The sequence below is a fragment of the Microlunatus parietis genome, from assembly GCF_013407955.1.
Taxonomy (GTDB): domain Bacteria; phylum Actinomycetota; class Actinomycetes; order Propionibacteriales; family Propionibacteriaceae; genus Microlunatus; species Microlunatus parietis.
Map to the genome: position 1 here is coordinate 3,355,314 of NZ_JACCBU010000001.1, position 19,821 is coordinate 3,375,134.

A 19,821-nucleotide genomic window follows, 5' to 3' on the forward strand; every position below is an offset into this window, starting at 1 on the left:
GGGACCACCGCGCACCCCGGCCGGAACGGCGCCAGCACTAGTATCGAGGCCATGACCGACCAACCGAATCCGGAGCAGAACGCAGCCGAGCCGCAGGGCGTCGCGGGCACCACCGACGACGGCAAGGTCTATGTGGTGACACCGACGGCGATGGCCGTGGAGGGACCGCCACAGCAGGATTCGGAGGACTCCGAGGACCAGGCCAAGTCGGTCACCGACATGGTCTCGCAGCCGGACAAGGTGATGCGGATCGGCGGCATGATCCGGCAACTGCTCGACGAGGTGAAGGCCGCTCCGCTGGACGAGGCGAGCCGGCAGCGGTTGAAGGGGATCCACCAGGCGTCGATCAAGGAGTTGGAGGACGGCCTGTCCCCCGACCTGGTGGCCGAGCTGGAACGGATCTCGCTGCCGTTCACCGAGGAGTCCGCGCCGAGCGACGCCGAGCTCCGGATCGCCCAGGCCCAGCTGGTCGGTTGGCTGGAGGGCCTGTTCCACGGCATCCAGACCGCGCTGTTCGCGCAGCAGATGGCCGCCCGTGCGCAGCTGGAGCAGATGCGCCGCGCCCTGCCGCCCGGCGCCACGCCGCAGGGTCAGGGCCCCGGACCGGGCCGCAGCGACGGCATGTATCTGTAGCTGCTGGACGTGCGACGCCCACGCGACCTGCAAGAGATCGCGTGGGCGTTGTCGGGTGCTCAGGGTCGGCTGATCACCGTCTTCAGGCGGCCACCCGGAGCCGGTTGATCACGGCGGAGGCGGCGGCGAGGACGGCGGCCATGGACGGTGCGGAGACCGTCTTCTTCGGGCGCCGCGGCTCGGTCCGTGCCCGGCGCAGGTGCCGCTTGACGGTGGAGAGGGAACAGCCGAGGCGCTGGGCCAGGGTCTCCAGGCTCTCGTGCGGGTTCGCCTGCCGAAGCCGTACGACCTCGTCGTGGTCCACCTGCCGGTGTCGGCCGGTGACGCCGGCCAGGGTGTCGAAGTCCTCGGGCTGGACGGTCCAGCCGAGGCGCCTGCGGATCTCGTTGCGCTGCCGCTCGGTGGTGCCGCCGGCGATGCCCGAGACGTTGTGATCGACGACGGCGCGGTAGAGGCAGTCGGTCAGCAGCGGGCACGACTGGCACAGGTCCTGCGCCTTGGACTCCAGCATGGAGTACCGGCGCCGGACCGAAGCCGGGGCGGTGCTCGCGGGCGGTTCCTCCAGCAACGGGTCCTGGAACAACTCGGGGTTGTCGAGGCAGGACATGCGCTCATAGGAGTGAGCGGCGTTGGTGCTGGTGTGGGTCGACATCGTGTCTCCAGGAGGTCTCGAAGCTCAGTTGGCCTCGCTTGAGACGACGCGAGGTCGGGGCGGGTTCCACTGCGATCGGAGAAATTCGCGTGGCAGCGGTCGCGGTTAGAGTCGAGTCCCCAACGGTTGCGGGAGTTGATGATCATGGCATTCGATCGGCTCGAATTCGCGGTTGCGTTCCAGGAGTTCCTCAATCACCTGAACGCGGAGGCGGGCGGCGGGGTGACCCGGACCAGCCCGCTCGGCGAGCGGGTGCAGGACTTCCTGGGCGTCGGCCTGGGCACGATGGACCCGGTGGTGGAGCAGTTCGGGGAGCACCTCACGATCGACGTCGATCACGCGGCGGCCGTCCTGAACGAGCGCCACGGCGGCGAGCGGATCGGCGTCTTCGGCCCGCACCGCGAGCACGTCGGGTCGTTTCTCGATCTGCTGCTGGGCTCCATGTTCCGGTTCGAGCCGGGGCCGGTGAGCCAGGTCCGCAAGCCGGTCGGGCCGGACACCGAACGGCGGGTGATCGCGTTCGGGATCTCGTTGCTGCGGATCGGCGGCGTGCCGCTGGCGGTGTTGCAGCAGACGGCGAACGCCCGGTTCGGCCGGGAGGAGTACCGGCTCGAGGTGCTGTCTCCCGATCCGGCGGTCGCCGACGGTTACCTGCGCGAGTTGCGCGAGGTGATGGCCGCCGAGAGCGTCTTCCGCGGCCAGGTGCTCACCTTCCACCGGGACGACTTCAACAGCTTCTCCGGCGGCGCCCCGCTGACCTTCCTGCCCCGACCGGCGGTCACCGACCGGGAGGTGATCCTGCCGGACGGCGAACTGGAGCGGATCGTCGGCCATGTGGTCGGCATCGGGTCCGGGGCCGAACGGCTCCGCACCGCCGGGCAGCACCTGAAGCGCGGGATCCTGCTGTACGGGCCGCCCGGCACCGGGAAGACCCATGTCGTCCGGCACCTGCTCAGCGTCACGCCGGGGACGACCGCGGTCCTGCTGTCCGGCCGTACCCTGCAGTACATCTCGGTCGCGACCCGGCTGGCCCGGGCGAACCAGCCGGCGATCATCGTGCTGGAGGACTGTGACCTGATCGCCGAGCATCGCGGCGGCGACACCAACGCCGCGCTGTTCGAGACCCTCGAGGCGCTGGACGGGATCGACGGCGACGCCGACATCGCGTTCGTGATGACGACCAATCGGCCCGATCTGCTCGAGCGCGCGCTGGTCGAACGGCCGGGCCGGGTCGACCTCGCGGTCAAGATCGATAAGCCGGACGCGACGGCCCGGCTCCGGCTGCTCAGGCTGTACGGGAACGGGCTGGGGTTCTCCGACGACGCGCTGCACCGGGCCGCCGGCCGCACCGAGGGAGCGACGGCCTCGTTCGCCAAGGAGCTGGTCCGCCGTGCCGTGCTCCGCGCGGCGGGGCCGGTCACGGACGGCGACCTGGACGCGGCCCTGACCGACCTGTTGTCCGACACCGAACTGTTCACCCGTACGTTGCTCGGGCACGACCCGCAGGCCTCCGGGAAGGGATGATCATGATCAACGACAGCGAACGGGTGATCTGGAACCGGGCCTGCTCCAGCCGTGCCGTCGCCCGTCGGTCGGGCGATCTTGCCCTGGCGGCGGTGATCAGGTTCGTCGGCCTGACCGCCAACGGCGGACTGGCGCACGCCTGCGAAGGCCTGACCGCCGAGGAGTTGGATGCGGCCGAGAACGGCTATCGCTACCTCGGGCTGGACGAAGCCGCCGACCTCGTGGCCGCGGCCCGTCGCCTGGACTGGGACAGCGCGGAGAACGAGCCCCGGTTCAGCCGGCTCGAGGGCCGGCTGGACCGGCTGGACGGACTCACCGAGCAGCAGTTCCGCACCAGGCTCCGGGAACGACCGGACGACTTCGCGCCGATCACGGACGAGGAACACGAGGACGAGCGCCACGAGAACGAGTCGCTGTCGCGGCTCCTCAACCGGCTGGACTGAGCGCGCGCGTCGGTGCCGAGCGGAAATTCTCACCCGGGCGGGGGAACCGGATCGCACCGCGTGGTGAGCCGGACCAAGTCGGTCCTGCGAAACCGTTGCAGCATGGAGACTTCGACGGACCCGAGACCCACAGCCCCGTCCCGGCGGCCGCGGATCGTCTGGCTGCTGGCCCTGGTGGCATCGGTGGGTGCCGCGGTTATCGGGGTGGTGTGGCTGGTGCTGCCCGGGTCGTACCCGTACGGACGCGGCGACATCGTGCGGACGGGCTTCAACTATCTGATCGAGCGCGAGGCCGGAGCGGTGATCGCGCTGATCGCCGGGGCGGTCGGCATCGTGGTGGCCGTGCTCGGGCTGTCCCGCCCGCGATCTCGGGTGCTCACCATGATCGCCGGGATCGGTGCCGGAGCCGAGGCGTTGTGTTTCGCCTTCGTGCTGGGCGATGGCGCGGTGATGTCGGCGCTCGGGTACGTGGTCGCGTTGGGCGTCCCGGCCGCAGCGGTGGTGATCATCGTGCTGGTGTCTCGCCGGTCGCCGCGGACTGGGATCGTGATCGTGGGTTGTGCGGTGCTGCTCGGGGTCGCCAGCGCGATCTCGGGGGTGCTCGGTGCCGCTGTCGGGGGCGCCGCGACCTATCTCGGCAACCTCGCCACCGGAGTCGGGCGGTACGAACTCCGCCTGCTCTGGCCGGTGGGCTGGCTCGCCGGCGCGGCGTGCTGGGCGATCGCCGCAGCCGGCACCCTGGCGGGCGCCCGGACCACCGCGCCTCGCGCCTCCTGGGCCAGGCCGGAGTCGGCCGCCCGGTGGGGCAAGGTCGCCACGATCATTGCGGCGATCGGGCCGATCCCGTACGGATTCGCCAGGTTGACCTGGCTGACGCCGTGGCCGCTCGGCGGGCCCGGGATCGAGGAACTCGTGATCAGCATGCCGCTCGACGCGGCCACCCGGCTCCAGGGGTTCCTGTTCGCGCCGGCGGTGGCGGTCGGGGTGATCTTGACGCTCGGACTGATCAGCCGGTGGGGCGAGGTGTTCCCGCGGTGGGTCCCGGTGCTGGCCGGCCGACCGGTCCCGGTGCTGCTGGCGGTGATCCCGGGCGGGCTGGTCGCCGCCCTCGTCACGATCTCCGCTCCCGGCATGCTGCTCGGCCCGATCCTGGAGAACAGTCCCGCCGACCTGGCGTACTCCATGATCGGCATGCCGTTCTGGCTCTGGGGCCCGATGCTCGGCGCCGCCGTGTTCGCGTACTGGCTGCGCCGGTGGCCGGTGGGGTCAGAACCTCAGCTCGGCCATGGAGGAGATGATCTTGTCGGCGGCGGCCAGCCGGCTCGGCGGGGTGACACCGGCGTAGCCGATCACGGTCATGCCGGCGGCCTTGCCGGCCGCCACACCGTTCGGGCTGTCCTCCACCTCGACGCAGCGCTCGGGTGAGGCGCCCTGCTCGCGGGCGGCGTGCAGGAACAGGTCGGGGAACGGCTTGCCGCGCGGGACGTCGTCGGCGCTGTAGATGTTGCCGGCGAAGCGGTCGTAGAGGCCGACGGTGCGCAGGGTCCGCTCGATCCTCGGATGGGCACCGCTGGAGGCCACACAGTACGGCAGCGGGAGCGCGTCCAGGGCCTCCCGGACGCCCGGCACGGCGGTCAGCTCGGCGCCCAGGCGGGCGAACAGCCGCTCGTGGTAATGAGCTTCGAACTCGGCCGGGAGCGGTCGGCCCAACTGCGGCTCGACAAGATCGCGGACGAGTTGCAGGGTGCCGCCGAGATAGGTGTTCACGCTGTCGTCGAACGTGGTCGGCCAGCCGTACCCGGTGAGCAGGTCGGCCAGCACCTGGTTCGCGATCGGCTCGCTGTCCACCAGGACGCCGTCGTTGTCGAAGATCACCAAGGCAGGTTCCGTCACGGGCCGACGGTACCCGACGGATCAGCCGAACCAGCGGGCGAGTTCGTTCACGGTGCCGCCGTCGTCGAACCGGTCGGTCACCGCGTCCGCCGCCTCCTGGACCTCCTCCGGGGCGTCGCCCAACGCGACGCCGCGGCCGGCCCAGGCCAGCATCTCGACGTCGTTGCGGCCGTCGCCGAGGGCGAGCACCCGATCCGCCGCGACCCCGTACTCGGCCGCCACGTCGGTCAGTGCGGTGGCCTTGTTGACGCCGATCGGGGCGATGTCGATCCAGGCGCTCCAGCCGACGTAGTAGGTCACGCCGTGCAGGCCGAGATGATCGGCCAGGGCCAGGAACTCTTCGTCGGAGCGGCCCGGCTCGCGCAGGATCACCCGGGTCACCGGGCGCGCGGACAGCTGTTCCGGCGTCTCGATGATCATCTCGCCGGTCAGGTCGCCGGCCGGGAAATGATCAGTCACTCGGTAGCCGCGGCCGATCTCCTCGACCGCGATCAAGGTCGTCGGCGAGAAGTCGCGGACCTTCCTGATCACGTCCGACGGATCGAACGTCACCGTCTTGATCACTTCCTGCGGCGGGTACCGGACGACGACAGCACCGTTGGACAGCACGGCCGGGCCGGCCGGCAGGTCCAGGTAGTCGAACAGGTCCCGGGTGCCGTGCCAGGACCGGCCGGTCGCCAGCACCACCGGGACGCCGGCCTTGACCACCCGCCGTACCGCATCCCGGACCGCGTCCGGCATCCGGCCGTCATGATCGACAACGGTGCCGTCGATGTCCAGCGCCACCAGCTCCGGCCGCCAGTCGGCGGGCAGCCGACGCCGGTCGCGCCGCCACAGCGACGAGAGGAACCTGGACTTCACCGGCTATCCGGCCCGCACCGGGGTGAATTCCGTACGGCCACCCAGGTAGGGCTGCAAGGCCGCCGGGATCCGTACCGAACCGTCCTGCTGCTGATGGTTCTCCAAGATCATGATGATCACCCGGGTCATCGCGCACAGGGTGCCGTTCAGCGTCGCGACCGGGCCGGTGCCGTCGGCGAACCGGGCCCTGATGTTGAGCCGGCGGGCCTGGAACTCGGTGCAGTTCGAGGTCGAGGTGATCTCCCGGTAGCGCTGCTGGCTGGGCACCCAGGCGTAGCAGTCGTACTTCCGCGAGGCGCTCAGACCAAGATCACCGGCGGCCAGCTCCAGCACCTGGTACGGGATCTCCAGCGACTCGATGAACTCCCGCTCCCACTGCAGCATCCGCTGGTGCTCCTCGGCGGCGTCGGCCGGGGCGCAGAAGCTGAACATCTCGACCTTGTCGAACCAGTGCACCCGGAAGATGCCCCGGGTGTCCTTGCCGTGCGACCCGGCCTCGCGGCGGAAGCTCGGGCTGTACCCGGCGTAGCGCAGCGGCAGCTTGTCGGCGTCCAGGATCTCGCCGGCGTGATAGGCCGCCAGCGGCACCTCCGACGTGCCCACGAGATAGAGGTCGTCGGCCTCCAGCCGGTACACGTCCTGCGCGGCCTGGCCGAGGAACCCGGTGCCCTCCATCGCCTCCGGCTTGACCAGCGACGGCGGGATCACCAGCGTGAAACCGTTCCTGGTCGCCGAGGCGACCGCGTGGTTGACCAGGGCCAGTTCGAGTTCGGCGCCCTGGCCGGTCAGGTAGTAGAACCGCGAGCCCGACACCTTGGCGCCGCGCTCCAGGTCGATCGCGCCGAGCAGCGAGCCGAGCTCGACATGATCGCGCGGCTCGAAGCCCTCGGCCGCGAAGTCCCGCGGGGTGCCGTGGGTCTCCAGCACGACGTAGTCGTCCTCGCCGCCGGCCGGTACGCCGTCGGCGACCAGGTTGCCGAACTGGGCCATCACGGTGCCGTACCGGTTCTCGGCCTCGGTCGCCGCGGCGTCGGCCTTCTTGACCGCCTCGGCCAGCTCCTTGGTCCGGGCCAGCAGTTCGGCCTTCTCGTCGCCGGTCGCCTTCGGGATCCGCTTGCCCAGGTCCTTCTGCTCGGCCCGGAGCGCCTCGAACTCGGCGATGGCGGCCCGGCGGTCCTCGTCAGCCCGTACCGCGTCGTCGACCAGGGACTCGGACTCGCCTCGGGCACGTTGCGAGGTACGAATCCGGTCTGGGTCCTGACGAAGCAGTTTGGGATCGAGCATGCGGCCAGCCTAGCCGGGCCGCCCGGCGGGAAGCAGGTCGTTTACCGCCGCGTCGAGGACGCGTCGACTGCACGCATTCTTGACGGGTCGGCGATTATGGGCGCGTGCGTCGGCCGCCTTCCGCCTCTTCCTCCGCGATCACCGCGAGCATCCTCGTCGCGTTCGTGGTCTGGACGGCACTGGTCCGCTATTGGCCGCCGATCGCCGCGTTCGACCGGCGGATGGCGGCGCCGCCCCTGGAACTGATCTCGCCGGTGGCCCAGATCGCGTCCGCGATCGCGATCCTGACCTGGCCCGGCATCCCGTACGCGATCCTGCTGGGCATCGCCGTCTGGGCGGTCCGGCAGCGGCTCCGGCAGCTGGCGCTCGCGCTGGCGCTGACCGTGATCCTGGGCTGGGGCGGGGCGTACCTGCTCAAGCTCTGGCTGGCCCGGCCGCGACCCGAGGAAGCACTGCCGCTGATCACCGCCGGTGGGCTCTCGTACCCTTCCTCGCATGCGGTCGCGATCGTCGCCTTCTCGGTCGGCATCGGCGCCACCCTGCTGGTGACCCGGGAGCGGATCGCGACCAAGTTCGGCTGGCTGCTCGGCGGTGCCGTCGTGGTGCTGATCGTCGGTGTCGACCGCTGGCTGCTGTCCGCGCACTACATCTCCGACATCATCGGCGGGATGCTGTACGGCGCCCTGGCGGCCCGGCTGGCGCTGATGATCGCGGGGGTCGCGATCCCGGCCCCGCACGACCTGGTGACGGAGATCGTCCGGATCCGGCGGCCGGCCGAGCCGGGGCGGGCCCGGCGCTGCGCGGTGATCTACAACCCGGCCAAGGTGACCAACTGGGAGGTGTTCCGGCGCCGGGTGCACTACGAGCTGACCAACCGCGGCTGGCAGGACACGCTGTGGCTGGAGACGACCCAGTCCGACCCCGGCCGGGCGCAGACCGCGCGGGCCGTCGAGGAGCGGGTCGACCTGGTGCTCGGCGCCGGCGGCGACGGGACGATCCGGGTGATCTGCGCCGGGCTGGCCAACTCCGGCATCCCGTTCGGCCTGATCCCGGCCGGCACCGGCAACCTGCTGGCCAAGAACGTCGGGATCCCGTTGGACGAGGACGAGGCGCTGCAGGTCGCGCTGGACGGCGCCGACCGGCCGATCGACCTGGTCAAGCTCACCGTCGACAACCGGACCGTTGATCATTTCGCCGTCATGGCGGGCATCGGCATCGACGCGGTGATCATGGAGGCCACCAACCCGGACCTGAAGAAGGCGGTCGGCTCGGCCGCCTATTTCGTGTCGGCGGCGAAGAACGCCGGCCATCCCGCGCTGCACGCGACGATCCAGGTCGACGACGATCCGCCGCTGCGCCGGCGGGCGCACGTGCTGGTGATCGGCAACGTCGGGTTCCTGCAGGCCAACATCCCGCTGATCCCGGACGCCGCGCCGGACGACGGGCTGCTGGACGTGCTGATCGCCTCGCCGCGCGGGATCGGCGACTGGGTGAAGCTGACCGCGCGGGTGCTCACCCGGCAGCGCCGTACTGATGATCAACTCGACCGGATCACCGGCCGCCGGGTGACGATCACGGTCGAGGAACGGGACCGCTACCAGCTCGACGGGGACACCGAGGGCGAGTGCAACCAGCTGATCGCGGAGGTGCTGCCCGGTGCCTTGCTGCTGCGCTCGCCGCGCGGGATCTGGCCCGCTGCCGCCGCAGCCACGGCCCGACCGGCGATCATGGCGGCCGCGGCCGCTCCCGTACCGGAGGGGGAAGAGTCGGATCCCGTACCGAAGCAGCAGGTGCTCAGCGAGAGCGAGCGGTGAGGGACTTCAGCGCGGCGTCGCTGGCGGCGACGACCTCCTTGGGCGCGTCGTTCGGATAGTCGGTGTAGAAGACCACGTGCTGGCCCGAGTCGGCGAGCTTGATCACCACGAACGTGATCGTGGAGCTGGTGGAGGGCAGGCCCGGCACCCGGAAGCCCACCGTGCCGGAGACCTTCATCGCCTCGTCCGGCGGATCGGTGATGCCGGCCAGCGGCTCGGCCTTGAACTTCGGGTTGATCAACTTCACGTTCTCGTACCCGTGCAGGCCGAGCTGACCGAGCACCTTGCGACAGGTCTCCTTGAGGTCGTCCTTGACCACCAGTTCCGCGGGCACCATGCCGAAGCCGGTGTCGGCCATCCAGTTGCGGCCGTCGGTGAATTCCTCGTGCACCACGATGTCGCAGGTGAAGCCCTGGTCGCCGCCGCTGCGCAGCTGGCCGAGATAGTCGGAGCAGTTGTACGGGGCTCCCGGCAGATTCATCCTGACCTTGCCGGCGACGTAGCCGGGCACCGTCTGGTCGTAGAGCACGACGGCCGCCTGCTCCCTCCGCGGCGGCGGGTCGATCGCCGGGCCGGTGGGCAGCCGGTCGCTCGTGATCGACACGGTGATCCCGAGCAGGACCACGGCGAGGATGACCACGCCGATCGTGATCCCGACCGCGAACGGCAACCGGATCTCCGGCTGGTCGTGACCGGCCTCGGCGTAGGCGTCGCCGGCCAGCAGGTCGGCGGTCTCTTCGGTCGTCGGAGCCGGGGCGCGCTGGTCGTCGCTCAGCCAACGCGTCCAGTTCGTACCGTCCCACCAGCGGTAGGTATCCGGGTTGCCGCTGGGGTCGGCATACCATCCTGGCCGGTCCGTCACGGCACCAAGGATAGGGGTGTCGGGATCAGGGATGTCATGACCGCCGGAGCCGCTCGAGCCAGTCGGCCGCCTCGCGGTAAGCGTCGTTGGAGGTGCCGCCGCGTACCACCGGCTGCACCCCGTCGGCCCGCGGATAGCTGCCCAGGAAGACCACCCGGGCGGAGATCCGGTGCAGGCCCATCAATGCCTCGGCGACCCGCGCGTCGTCGATGTGTCCTTCGGCGTCGACCGAGAAGCAGTAGTCGCCGATGCTCTTCTTGGTCGGCCGCGACTCGATCCGGCACAGGTTCACGCCGCGGCTGGCGAACTGCTCCAGCAGCTCCAGCAGCGCGCCCGGGTGGTCGTGCCGCATGAACAGCACCATCGTCGTCTTGTCCGCGCCGGTCGGCGGCGCGATCGGGCCCGGCCGGCTGACCAGCACGAACCGGGTGACCGCGTCCGGGTTCTCGCCGATCCCGGTCGCGACCGAGGTCAGGCCGTGCAGCTCGCCGGCGACCCGGGCGCAGATCGCGGCGTCGTACGGAGAATCGGGGCGGGCGACCTCGGCCGCGGCCGCCGCCGTCGACCCGTCCTCGGTCAGCTCGGCCAGCGGCAGCTCCCGGGCCAGCCAACCCCGGCACTGGGCCGCGGCGTGCGGGTGGGTGATCACCCGGCGGACGTCGGCGAGCGCGGTGCCCGGCCGGACGAACAGGTCGAAGCTGACCGGCAGCAGCACCTCGCGGGTGATCACCAGCGGGTCGCCGTAGCAGAGGTTGTCCAGCGTCGCGCTGACCCCGCCCTCGACCGAGTTCTCGATCGGCACCAGCCCGGCCGCTATCTTTCCCTCGCGGACCGCCTCCAGGGTGCTCGGCACCGTCGGGTACGGAATCGGCGCCGCCGCCGGCAGCGGCAGGGTCAGCAGGGCCTGATGGGTGAAGGTCCCCTCCGGGCCGAAGTAGCCGTACGGGAGCTCGGACACGGCCACACCCTACCGGCGGCCGATCGGCCCGGCCCCTTCGTCAGCCTCTGCCAGCCCTGCCCGTCCCGGTCGTCACTCTGGCCACAAGTTTTTCACGTAACGTGAAAAACTGGCACTTCCCGCGAGTTACTTCTCGCGTAAAGCGACAAGAAGTGTGGGGAAGACGGGCTCGGCTGTCCAGGGCGTGCCTCGCCGGTTGGCCATCAGCGGACCCATCCCTCTCGACTTGGCCATCTCCATCCCGAGTCGATACCCTGGGTATCGAGACTGCGGAAGGGAGATCCGATGGCAGCGGAGGTGCGCGCCAGGCCGCCGCGCCGCGAGGTGCGGGACCGGGTGCTGGAGCATGCGGCGGCGGCGTTCCTGCGGGACGGGTACGCCGGGGTGAAGGTGATCGACATCGCCACCGCGGCGGGGTTCACCAAGGGCGCCGTCTACTCCAATTTCGGCGGCAAGCCGGGCTTGTTCAGTGCGGTCTGGTCGGAGCGGTTCGAGGCGATCGCCGGGTTTGCGCTGGGCCGGTCCGAGTTGATCAGGTCCGGCCGGCCGCGGGAGGAGATCCTGGCCGAGGTGGCCCGGGAGCTGGCGGTCCGGCTGACCGAGGCGCCGGGCTGGGCCACCGCGCTCGGCGAGTTCCGGCTGCTCGCGGTCCGCGATCCGGAGGTCGCCCGGACCTACGCCGAATTGTCCGCCCGGCAGCTGGACGGGCTGGCCGGGCAGCTGCGGGAGCACGGGGACGCGATCGGGCTGCCCGGTGATTTCGATCATGCCGTCGCGGCGTACCTGATCCTCACGACGGCGACCTCGTTGGCCCTGGAGCACGCCGCCGCACCTCGCGTCACCGACCGGGACCGGATCGAGCGGTGCCTGGCCGAGTTGTTGATCAAGGTGCTCCGGTGACCGCCGCCGAGACGGTGCCGGAGCAGGAGCCGGATGCGTTCATCGACGCGCAGCTGCTGTCCTTGATCACCAGGGAGGGGCCGGTCTTTCGTGATCTTCGGTTCCGCGTGCCGCAGGGCGGGCTGGCCTTGGTCGCCGGGCCGTCCGGGTCCGGTCGGTCCGCGTTGCTGCTCACGCTGGCCGGCCGGATGCGCGGCTGGACCGGCGCACTGCGGATCGGCGGCCGGGACGCGGCCCGGGAGTCCCGGGCGGTGCGCCGGATCTCGTCGGTGGCGCGGATCGACACCATGATCGATCTGGAGCCGCAGCACACGGTCGGCGAGGCGATCACCGAGCGCGCGTTGATCGACGACGTCGCGCCGCGGTCGGCCGCCATGATCATCCACCGGTCCGCCCGCGAGTACGGGCTCCAACTCGACGACGGCGCCCTGATCGGCCGGCTGCCCGCGCTGGACCGGGCGGTTCTGACCGCCCTGCTGGCGACGGTACGGGCCGCCGACCTGGTCATCTTCGACGACGCCGACCGCGGCCTCGACCCGGCCGAGCAGGCCGAGCTGCTGTCGGTGCTGGCCGGGCTGTGCTCGCTGGACGATCAGGGCTCGGACTTCACGACGGTGGTGGCGAGCACCGTACACGCCGACGCGGCGCCGGCCGGGACCACACTGATCCCGCTGACCCGCCCCGATGCTGCGGAAGAAGAGGACTGATCATGCCGTTCCCGATCACCGGACTGGCCCGGCTGGAGCTGCGCCGGTTCCGCGGCCCGCTGCCCAAGATCGCGTTGATCTTCGTGCTGATCGTCCCGCTGTTGTACGGGGCGATCTACCTGACCGCCAACTGGGACCCGTACGGACGACTCGATCACCTTCCGGTCGCCCTGGTCAACAACGACCGCCCGGTCACGTACAACAAAGAGAAGGTGGCCGCCGGGAAAGACTTCATCGATAGCATGCACGAGAAGGCGACGTTCGACTTCCGGGACGTGGACCAGGCGGAGGCGGAGCGCGGGCTGCGCGAGGGCGACTACTACCTCGCGGTCGTGGTGCCGCCGGACTTCTCGGCGAACCTGATCAGCGGTGCCGGCGACGACCCGCGGCGCGCGGTGATCATGCTCCGGCGCAACGACGCCAACGGGTTCGTGATCGGCAGCATCACCAACAGCGCGCAGAACACGATCGCCCGCGCCGTCGACGAGTCAGCGGTGGCCAGCTACTTCGACGCCGTGTTCGCGAACCTGGCCACGATCCGGTCCGGCATGGTGCAGGCCTCGGACGGGTCGGGCAAACTCGCTGACGGTGCCAAGTCCGCCGGCACCGGAGCGGGCAAGTTGGAGCGGGGCTCCGCCGACGCCGAGTCCGGTGCCGCGAAGCTGAACGCCGGGGCCGGCCAGCTCGCCACCGGACTGAAGTCGGCTCAACGGGGTTCGGCCGACCTGGACCGGGGCCTTGATCAACTCGAGTCGGGCTCGGCCGACCTGGCCGACGGCGCCGGTCAGGTCGCCGACGGTACCCAGCAGTTGAACGACCGGCTGCTGCCGGTCCTGGACGGGGTGCAGAAGGTGCTCACCCAGGTGCAGCGAGATGCCCAGGCCGCGACCGAGCCGCTGGATGATCTTGCCGCCGGACTCGCCGGGAACGAGAAGTCGATCAGTGACGACCTCGACCAGGCCGGCGTCGCCCTTGATCAACTTCGGGCCGACCACCCGGAACTGGCCGAGGACAAGAACTTCCTGGCCCTCACCGCGCGGCTGGAGCAGGCCGGCGCCCGGACCGAGCGGCTGGCCGGCCGGGCCACCGACAGCGCCGAACGGATCGCCGCGATCAACCGCCGGGTGGCCGAGGACACCACGGCGAGCGAGCGGCTGACATCGGCCCGGAGCGATCTGATCAAGCTCAACGACGGCGCCCACCAGGTCGAGGACGGGGCCCTGGAGCTCAACCGCGGCCTCGTCAAGGCGAACTCCGGCGCCCACACCCTGGCGGGCGGAATCGCCGACGCCGCCACCGGAGCGGACCGGCTGGCCACCGGGACCGGCGACCTGACCAAGGGCCTCGGCACGCTGCACCAGGGCCTGACCGACCTGACCGGCGGGCTCAGCGACCTGCAGGGCGGAGCCGGGAAGCTTCATGATCAACTCAAGAAGGGCGCCGACCGGATCCCGGTCTATTCACCCGGCGAGCAGGACGAGGCGATCCAGGTGCTGTCGTCGCCGGCCGACGTGACCATGCGGGTGGACAACCCGGCCACCTACTACGGCCGCGGGCTGGCCCCGATGTTCTTCGCGATCGCCCTGTGGGTGTTCGGGATCTCGGTGTTCCTGGTGGTCCGGCCGATCACCGCGCGGGCCCTGGCCGGCCGCGGCAGCCCGCTCCGGCACGCGCTGGCCGGCTGGCTGCCGATCGGCGCGATCGCCGTGGTCGGCGGCTGGTTGATGGTGGGCGTGGTGTGGCTCGCGCTCGGCCTGGATCCCGTACAGCCGTGGCCTTTCCTCGGCCTGGTCACCCTCGCCGCGATCTGTTTCTCCGCGATCGCCCACCTGCTCCGGACCGCGCTCGGCACGCCCGGCTCGTCACTCCTGCTGGTCTGGTTGATCTTGCAACTGACGTCGGCCGGCGGCACCTATCCGTCGCCGGTGCTGCCCGGGTTCTTCGCCGCGATCGCGCCGTACATGCCGATGACGTACCTGATCGACGCGTTCCGGATCACCATCTCCGGCGGCGAGGCGAGTCACCTGATCCGGGACGTCATCGTGCTGGCGGCGGTGGCCGTTCTGGCGCTGGGACTGTGTGCGCTGACCGTACTGCGGCGGCAGCGGTTCTCGATGCGGGACCTGCACCCGCCGCTGGTCTCGCCATAGTCGTGTGTCGCGGTTGAAGCGTGGTGTCTGGCGGCGTCTGGGTGCGTGCATCGCCAGGCCGCCGAGGGAGGGCTACCGGGTCGTAACGCGACCGAAGTCGAACGACGCGAGGTGCGTGCCCAGGCGTCGTCAGACGCCGCGCTTCAGCCGCGACACACGACTGTACCGGGGCGCGCCGACGAAGCGGTCGAGCCACGACAGCGATCCCGGTCTTGCCCGCCGGATCGCCCACAGGATGATCGCGATCAAGATCAACAACTGGATCACCGGGGACACGTTCTCCCGGACCCGGGTGGCGACGAAGTCGAGTTCGGGTCCCATCGGCAGATCACGCCCCGGTACGAACGCGAGCGACAGCGGCACGCCGCGCAAGATCATCAACAGGTCGAGCTTGCTCGGCGCCAGCACCGCGAGTGGCATCCAGGCGATCAGGTCGTACCAGGACAGGGTGTAGGTCGAGGTGGCCAGCCAGGCCACGGCGAGCAGCACCGACGTCCGTAACGCGACGGTGAGCGGATCGGCGCGCGGGTTGGCGTCCCGGTCCAGGCCGGGCGCGGCGGTCCACGGCAGCACCCGGGACAGCAGCCAGACCACCAAGATCATCAGCGCGTAGCAGACCAGGTTCAGCGCCAGCTTCTTGATCCCCGGCGGCCCCGGGAACAGGCCGAACAGCCGGAACAGCAGATCCGGCCAGGACCCGACCGAGACGTACGTCGTGTTGTTCAGCACCCGGATCAGGGCGGTCGGCTGCCAGACCACGTAACTGAGCGCCATCGGGATCGCGGCGCCGACGCAGAGCAGCAGCGCCTTCTTCGGTTCCTTCCGGTACGCCCACAGCATGGCGATGCCCCACAGCCCGATGCTCAGCTTCGCGCAGCCGGCCAGGCCGATCCCGATCCCGGCGCCGAACGGGCTCTTCCGCATCAGCAGCAGCCCGCCGACCGCGAACATCACCGACATCGCCTCGTTGTGGCCGCTGGCCACGACCGCCCAGATCAGCAGCGGATTGGCCACCGTGAGCAGCGCGGTGCGGGCCTGCCGGGTCTTGTCACCGTGGGCCAGCACCACCATGCCGGCACCGGCGAGCAGGAACGGCACCACCACGAACACCTGCAGCCAGAACACGATGTCGTGCAGGTTCTCGCCGCCCATGATGTTGGCGGCCCACTGGGTCCAGGAGGTGATCGGGCCGTAGACACTGACCACGTCCCACCAGGGCGGTTCGATCTGGTGCAGCACCGGGTCGTAGACGGTTCGGAAGACCTCCGCCGGGGTCGTGTCGTACGGGTTGTGCCCGGTCACCTGCAGCCTGCCGTACGCCGCGTACATCAAGATGTCGGCCGAAGTCATCGGCGGCACCAAGATCGTGGACAGGCTGAGCCCGGCGCCGAGCCCGAAGATCTTGCGGTGATCGGGTCGCCAGCCGCGGGACAGCGCGCGCAGGGCGATGGTCAGGCCGACCCCGCCGACGATGATCACCGCCCAGATCATCGTGGAAACGACCCACTCGTTGGGTTCCGGGCTGCCGTCCGGCAGATACCACGGCGGCAGCAGGCTGGCCCGGGCACCGAGAGTGAGGGTGACCGCGGACGGGCCGAGGAAGCCGGTGATCAAGGTCAGCGCGGTCGCGCCGATGATCATGGCCAACGCGATCCGGTGATCACGGTGCCAGGCATCGGGGACGTAGCCGGTCGGCCCGGCAGGTTTCGATCCCGCCGGTTTCGTGGTCGCTCGGGTCATCGCTTGAACCGCTTCAGTATTCCTTGGATACCGCCGGACTCCTTGAACTCGGACAGCCCGGCCTGCACCAGGCCGCGGGCGGCCAGAGCCCTGGTCACCTCGGCCAGCTGGACGGCTCGGTCGAACCGCTCGGTCAGATCGAGCGAGGACTCCCGGCGAGGCCGATCCAGTTCGACCTCCTCGACGGTCAGTCCGGCCCGCCGAACGTCGACGAGCATGCTCACCGCACCGCCCCAGCCGGCGGCGAGCGGGCTGGTCAGCTCGAACGCGCGCCGGGTCAGGCAGCGTTCGACGGCGAGCGGGGCCCGCGGCGTCCAGCCGGTCAGTTCGGCGATGCCGCGGATCGCGGCTGCTTCCGGAAGACCCGGATCCGTAGCCGCCTCCGTTGTGGGTACGGCGATCGTCAGGTCGGCCCGGCCGGCGCGGACCGGCTCGATCAGCGGGGCCAGGTCGGCGGGTTGGGCGCCGGTCGCCGAGAGCAGCAACAGCGAGGCGGCTTCGGACCGGCGGTCGCGCTGCTCCAGGATGCCGAGCGCGTTGACCGCGGACTCCATCGCGACGGCCCAGCCGCGGGCCCGTTTGTGGGTGACCACGATCGCGCCGGCGGCGCCGGCGTACTTGGCCGTCTCGTCGGCGCTGCCGTCGTCGCAGACGATCACCGGGTCGATTCCCGGCAGCGCTGCGGCGGCCCGGACGACGTCGGCCACCTGCCGCTGCGCGTCCTTGGCCCAGATCACGCACGCGATCGGTGTCCGGGAAGTCACAGGGCAAGGTTAGTGGTTTCCTGCTGGTCGCCGCGCGTTCGTATCCGGCGCGCGGGTCGGGGGTAGGGTCGGGCGCTATGGCCGAGAACGTTGATCAGCGCCCGGTCGGCGTACGGTCCGAGGTGGGCCGGCTGCGCACCGTACTGCTGCATCGGCCGGGGCCGGAACTGCGGCGGCTGACCCCACGGAACAACGACGCCCTGCTCTTCGACGGCATCCCGTGGGTGAGCCGGGCCCGGGACGAGCACGACGCCTTCGCCGCGGTACTGCGGGCCCGGGGCGTCGAGGTGCTGCACCTGGAACAGTTGCTGATCGAGACGCTGGCCCAGCCGACCGCGGCCGCCGACGCCATCGACGGCGTGCTGACCGATCTCCGGCTCGGTGATCAACTTCGCCGTCAGCTGCGTGATCAACTCGTCCAGCTCGGGCCGGAGGAATTGTCCGGTGTGCTGATCGCCGGGCTGCGCAACGACGAACTGCGCTCCACCGGGCTGGTCTCGTCGCTGCTGGCGGCCGAGGACTTCCTGATCGATCCGCTGCCGAATCTCTTGTTCACCAGGGATTCCAGCGTCTGGGTCGGCGACCGGGTGGCGATCACCTCGCTGGCCATGCCGGCCCGGCAGCGGGAGACCCAGCTGACCGAGTTGATCTACGCGTTCCACCCGCGGTTCGAGTCCGTGCCGCGGCTGCACGGGTGGGCCCGGGAGCATCTCGAGGGTGGCGACGTGCTGGCCCTGGCGCCCGGAGTGCTCGCGGTCGGCGTCGGCGAACGGACCACGCCGGCCGGCGCCGAACGGTTCGCCCGGACCGTTTTCGATCATGGTCTGGCCGAGCAACTGCTGGTCGTACCGATCGACCAGAACCGAGCGACCATGCACCTGGACACCATCTGCACCATGGTCGACGTCGACGCCGTCGTCATGTATCCCAACGTGGCCGACCGACTGTCCGCGATCCCGGTCCGGCCCGGCGAGGGCCGCGAGTTGATCATCGGGGAGCGAGCGCCGTTCCTCGAGGCCGCGGCGACGGCGATGGGGATCGACCGACTGCGGGTGATCGCAACCGGCCTGGATCCGGTCACCGCGGAACGCGAACAATGGGACGACGGCAACAACACCCTGGCCATCGAGCCCCGGGTCGCCGTCGCGTACGAACGCAACGTCGAGACCAACGCCCGACTGGAGGCCGCCGGCATCGAGGTGATCACCCTGGCCGGCTCCGAACTCGGCTCCGGCCGAGGCGGCCCCCGCTGCATGTCCTGCCCCATCCTCCGCGACTGACCCTGGGCCGGTTTCCCCGGTCGTCACTCTGGCCACAAGTTTTTCACGTAACGTGAAAAACTGGCACTTCCCGCAAGTTACTTCTCTGGTAAAGCGACAAGAAATGTGGGGAAGTTGCGGGCGGGCCAGCGGCCAGGGCTCGGGTGGAAGATCGCGCCGGACGATCCGGCCACGACGAGCGTTGGCCAAGTCGGACGCGGGCGGTGGGGTTCCGGGCGCGTAAGGCGAGGGCGATCCGCGGTCCAGGACTACAGGGGGCGGAGAACCTGGTGCACGGCAATCCAGCGCGGCCAAATCCCCGGCGAGGACGTCACGGTGCGAGCGATCAGCGGCGCAGCTGCGTGGGCCGTGGGCCCATCACCGGGGGCCGCCTCCTCGCCCGAGCAGTCACATCGTCGAGTGTGACGTTACGACCGTCCGAAATCGCGCCGTTTTCTTCGGTCCGTAACGTCACACTCGACGCTCGGGCCGGGCGATGGGCACCGCGTGGCTGCCTACCGAACGGGCCTCCCGCCGGGTCAGGCGCGGGCGGGGGTGTTCAGGCGGTCCAGGGCTCGGTCGGGGAAGTCGGTGGTGAGGCCGTCCACGCCGAGGGAGAGGGCGAAGTCGATGTCGTGCGGCTCGTTCAGGGTCCACGGGTGGACCTGCTTGCCGTGCTGGTGGGCGCGGGCGACGAAGTCGGGATCGGCGCGGAGCATGGCGATGTCGGGGCCGAACGCCTCGATGCCGTCCGGGAGCTGGCCGGTCTCATAGTCGCCGAAGTCGAACTGCTGCAGGTAGGTCCGCTCCAGCTCCGGCAGCAGCCGGCCGACCTTGAGCAGCGCCTCCATCGAGAAGCTGATGATCCGGACCGGCGCGCCGGCCTTGGTCCAGCCGTAGTCGGCGAGCATGTCGGCGACCCGGTCCTCGGTGTCCAGGCCGCGCGGATTCGGGTGCTTGGTCTCGATGGCCAGGGTCACGTCGATGTCGCGCTGCCGGGCCTCGTCCACCATGGCCAGCAGTTCAGCGAGCGTGATCAGGGTGCGCTGTTCCTCGGACGGGTTCTGCGTCTGGCGGGACCCGAAGTCGAGCGCCTTGAGTTCGGCGACAGTGAACTCGAAGGCGATGCCGGTCGTGGTGGCGGTCCGGTCGACCCGGCTGTCGTGCAGGCAGATCAGCTGGTCGTCGGCGCTGAACTGGACGTCGCACTCGAGGCCGAGACGGGTGCCGGTCTCGCCGGCCCAGTCGATCGCGGCGCGATACGCGGCGATCGTCATTTCGGGCTGGCGGCCGGAGAATCCACGGTGGGCGAAGAGCTGGTGGGATAGCGGCCGGGCCGCATGCACCGGTGAAATCACGGCGATCAGTCTGGCACAC

At 70.4% G+C, this 19,821-nt stretch carries 17 protein-coding genes; 8 read left to right on the top strand and 9 right to left on the bottom strand.

Annotated features, from left to right (window positions below; translation table 11 throughout):
* The first annotated feature begins 51 nt into the window (after positions 1 to 51).
* Positions 52 to 633 (top strand): bacterial proteasome activator family protein, encoded by a 582-nt coding sequence (locus BKA15_RS16200; RefSeq protein ID WP_179752440.1) that lies wholly within the window; start codon positions 52 to 54, stop codon positions 631 to 633.
* Positions 634 to 715: 82 nt separating this feature from the next.
* On the opposite strand, the gene BKA15_RS16205 is transcribed toward BKA15_RS16200, so the two are convergent.
* Positions 716 to 1,285 carry a WhiB family transcriptional regulator gene (locus BKA15_RS16205; RefSeq protein ID WP_246322357.1) on the bottom strand — a complete coding sequence of 190 codons (570 nt, stop codon included), beginning with the start codon at positions 1,283 to 1,285 and terminating at the stop codon, positions 716 to 718.
* A 144-nt stretch (positions 1,286 to 1,429) separates the two neighbouring features.
* Here BKA15_RS16205 and BKA15_RS16210 point away from each other — a divergent pair, with 144 nt between their 5' ends.
* A complete protein-coding gene (locus BKA15_RS16210; RefSeq protein WP_179752441.1) occupies positions 1,430 to 2,809 on the top strand; it encodes an AAA family ATPase in 1,380 nt (459 codons plus the stop codon).
* A gap of 2 nt (positions 2,810 to 2,811) precedes the next feature.
* The gene (locus BKA15_RS16215) at positions 2,812 to 3,252 is read left to right on the top strand and encodes a DMP19 family protein (RefSeq protein WP_179752443.1); all 441 of its coding nucleotides are present in this window, start codon (positions 2,812 to 2,814) and stop codon (positions 3,250 to 3,252) included.
* Positions 3,253 to 4,518: 1,266 nt separating this feature from the next.
* Here the strand turns inward: BKA15_RS16215 and BKA15_RS16220 are convergent.
* The 3 genes from BKA15_RS16220 to serS form a co-directional block, all read right to left on the bottom strand.
* On the bottom strand, positions 4,519 to 5,145 hold the full coding sequence (locus tag BKA15_RS16220) for an HAD family hydrolase (RefSeq protein WP_312879064.1): 627 nt from the start codon (positions 5,143 to 5,145) through the stop codon (positions 4,519 to 4,521).
* Positions 5,146 to 5,166: 21 nt separating this feature from the next.
* On the bottom strand, positions 5,167 to 5,934 hold the full coding sequence (locus BKA15_RS16225; RefSeq protein ID WP_218872122.1) for an HAD family hydrolase: 768 nt from the start codon (positions 5,932 to 5,934) through the stop codon (positions 5,167 to 5,169).
* Between the two features lie 75 nt (positions 5,935 to 6,009).
* Positions 6,010 to 7,290 (bottom strand): serine--tRNA ligase, encoded by a 1,281-nt coding sequence (gene serS / locus BKA15_RS16230; protein ID WP_179752445.1) that lies wholly within the window; start codon positions 7,288 to 7,290, stop codon positions 6,010 to 6,012.
* A 104-nt stretch (positions 7,291 to 7,394) separates the two neighbouring features.
* Between serS and BKA15_RS16235 the strand changes: the two genes are divergently transcribed.
* Complete coding sequence (locus BKA15_RS16235; RefSeq protein WP_179752447.1) at positions 7,395 to 9,104, top strand: bifunctional phosphatase PAP2/diacylglycerol kinase family protein; 1,710 nt, start codon at positions 7,395 to 7,397, stop codon at positions 9,102 to 9,104.
* Here BKA15_RS16235 and BKA15_RS16240 read toward each other — a convergent pair.
* Together BKA15_RS16240 and pheA are read right to left on the bottom strand one after the other, a co-directional pair.
* Positions 9,085 to 9,966 carry a DUF2510 domain-containing protein gene (locus BKA15_RS16240; RefSeq protein WP_218871373.1) on the bottom strand — a complete coding sequence of 294 codons (882 nt, stop codon included), beginning with the start codon at positions 9,964 to 9,966 and terminating at the stop codon, positions 9,085 to 9,087. The two genes, BKA15_RS16235 and BKA15_RS16240, sit on opposite strands and share 20 nt — an antisense overlap.
* A gap of 34 nt (positions 9,967 to 10,000) precedes the next feature.
* Positions 10,001 to 10,924, bottom strand: coding sequence for a prephenate dehydratase (pheA, locus tag BKA15_RS16245; RefSeq protein WP_179752449.1), 924 nt, complete (start codon positions 10,922 to 10,924; stop codon positions 10,001 to 10,003).
* Positions 10,925 to 11,209: 285 nt separating this feature from the next.
* Here pheA and BKA15_RS16250 point away from each other — a divergent pair, with 285 nt between their 5' ends.
* The 3 genes from BKA15_RS16250 to BKA15_RS16260 are packed head-to-tail and all read left to right on the top strand — an operon-like array spanning position 11,210 to position 14,681.
* Positions 11,210 to 11,824, top strand: coding sequence for a TetR/AcrR family transcriptional regulator (locus BKA15_RS16250; RefSeq protein WP_179752451.1), 615 nt, complete (start codon positions 11,210 to 11,212; stop codon positions 11,822 to 11,824).
* Complete coding sequence (locus BKA15_RS16255) at positions 11,821 to 12,531, top strand: ATP-binding cassette domain-containing protein (protein WP_179752452.1); 711 nt, start codon at positions 11,821 to 11,823, stop codon at positions 12,529 to 12,531. Before BKA15_RS16250 ends, BKA15_RS16255 begins: the two co-directional genes overlap by 4 nt.
* A gap of 2 nt (positions 12,532 to 12,533) precedes the next feature.
* Positions 12,534 to 14,681: a YhgE/Pip domain-containing protein gene (locus BKA15_RS16260; protein ID WP_179752454.1), complete on the top strand. Its 2,148-nt coding sequence runs from the start codon at positions 12,534 to 12,536 to the stop codon at positions 14,679 to 14,681.
* 129 nt (positions 14,682 to 14,810) lie between these two features.
* Here the strand turns inward: BKA15_RS16260 and BKA15_RS16265 are convergent, their stop codons facing one another.
* Both BKA15_RS16265 and BKA15_RS16270 read right to left on the bottom strand, forming a co-directional pair.
* The gene (locus BKA15_RS16265; protein ID WP_179752457.1) at positions 14,811 to 16,421 is read right to left on the bottom strand and encodes an MptA/MptB family glycosyltransferase; all 1,611 of its coding nucleotides are present in this window, start codon (positions 16,419 to 16,421) and stop codon (positions 14,811 to 14,813) included.
* Entirely contained in the window at positions 16,418 to 17,185 is a 768-nt protein-coding gene (locus BKA15_RS16270) for a glycosyltransferase family protein (RefSeq protein ID WP_179752459.1), read from the bottom strand. Before BKA15_RS16270 ends, BKA15_RS16265 begins: the two co-directional genes overlap by 4 nt.
* A gap of 77 nt (positions 17,186 to 17,262) precedes the next feature.
* Between BKA15_RS16270 and BKA15_RS16275 the strand changes: the two genes are divergently transcribed.
* On the top strand, positions 17,263 to 18,465 hold the full coding sequence (locus tag BKA15_RS16275; RefSeq protein WP_179752461.1) for an arginine deiminase: 1,203 nt from the start codon (positions 17,263 to 17,265) through the stop codon (positions 18,463 to 18,465).
* A gap of 518 nt (positions 18,466 to 18,983) precedes the next feature.
* Here the strand turns inward: BKA15_RS16275 and BKA15_RS16280 are convergent.
* Entirely contained in the window at positions 18,984 to 19,802 is an 819-nt protein-coding gene (locus BKA15_RS16280) for a glycerophosphodiester phosphodiesterase (RefSeq protein WP_179752463.1), read from the bottom strand.
* Between the last annotated feature and the right edge of the window lie 19 nt (positions 19,803 to 19,821).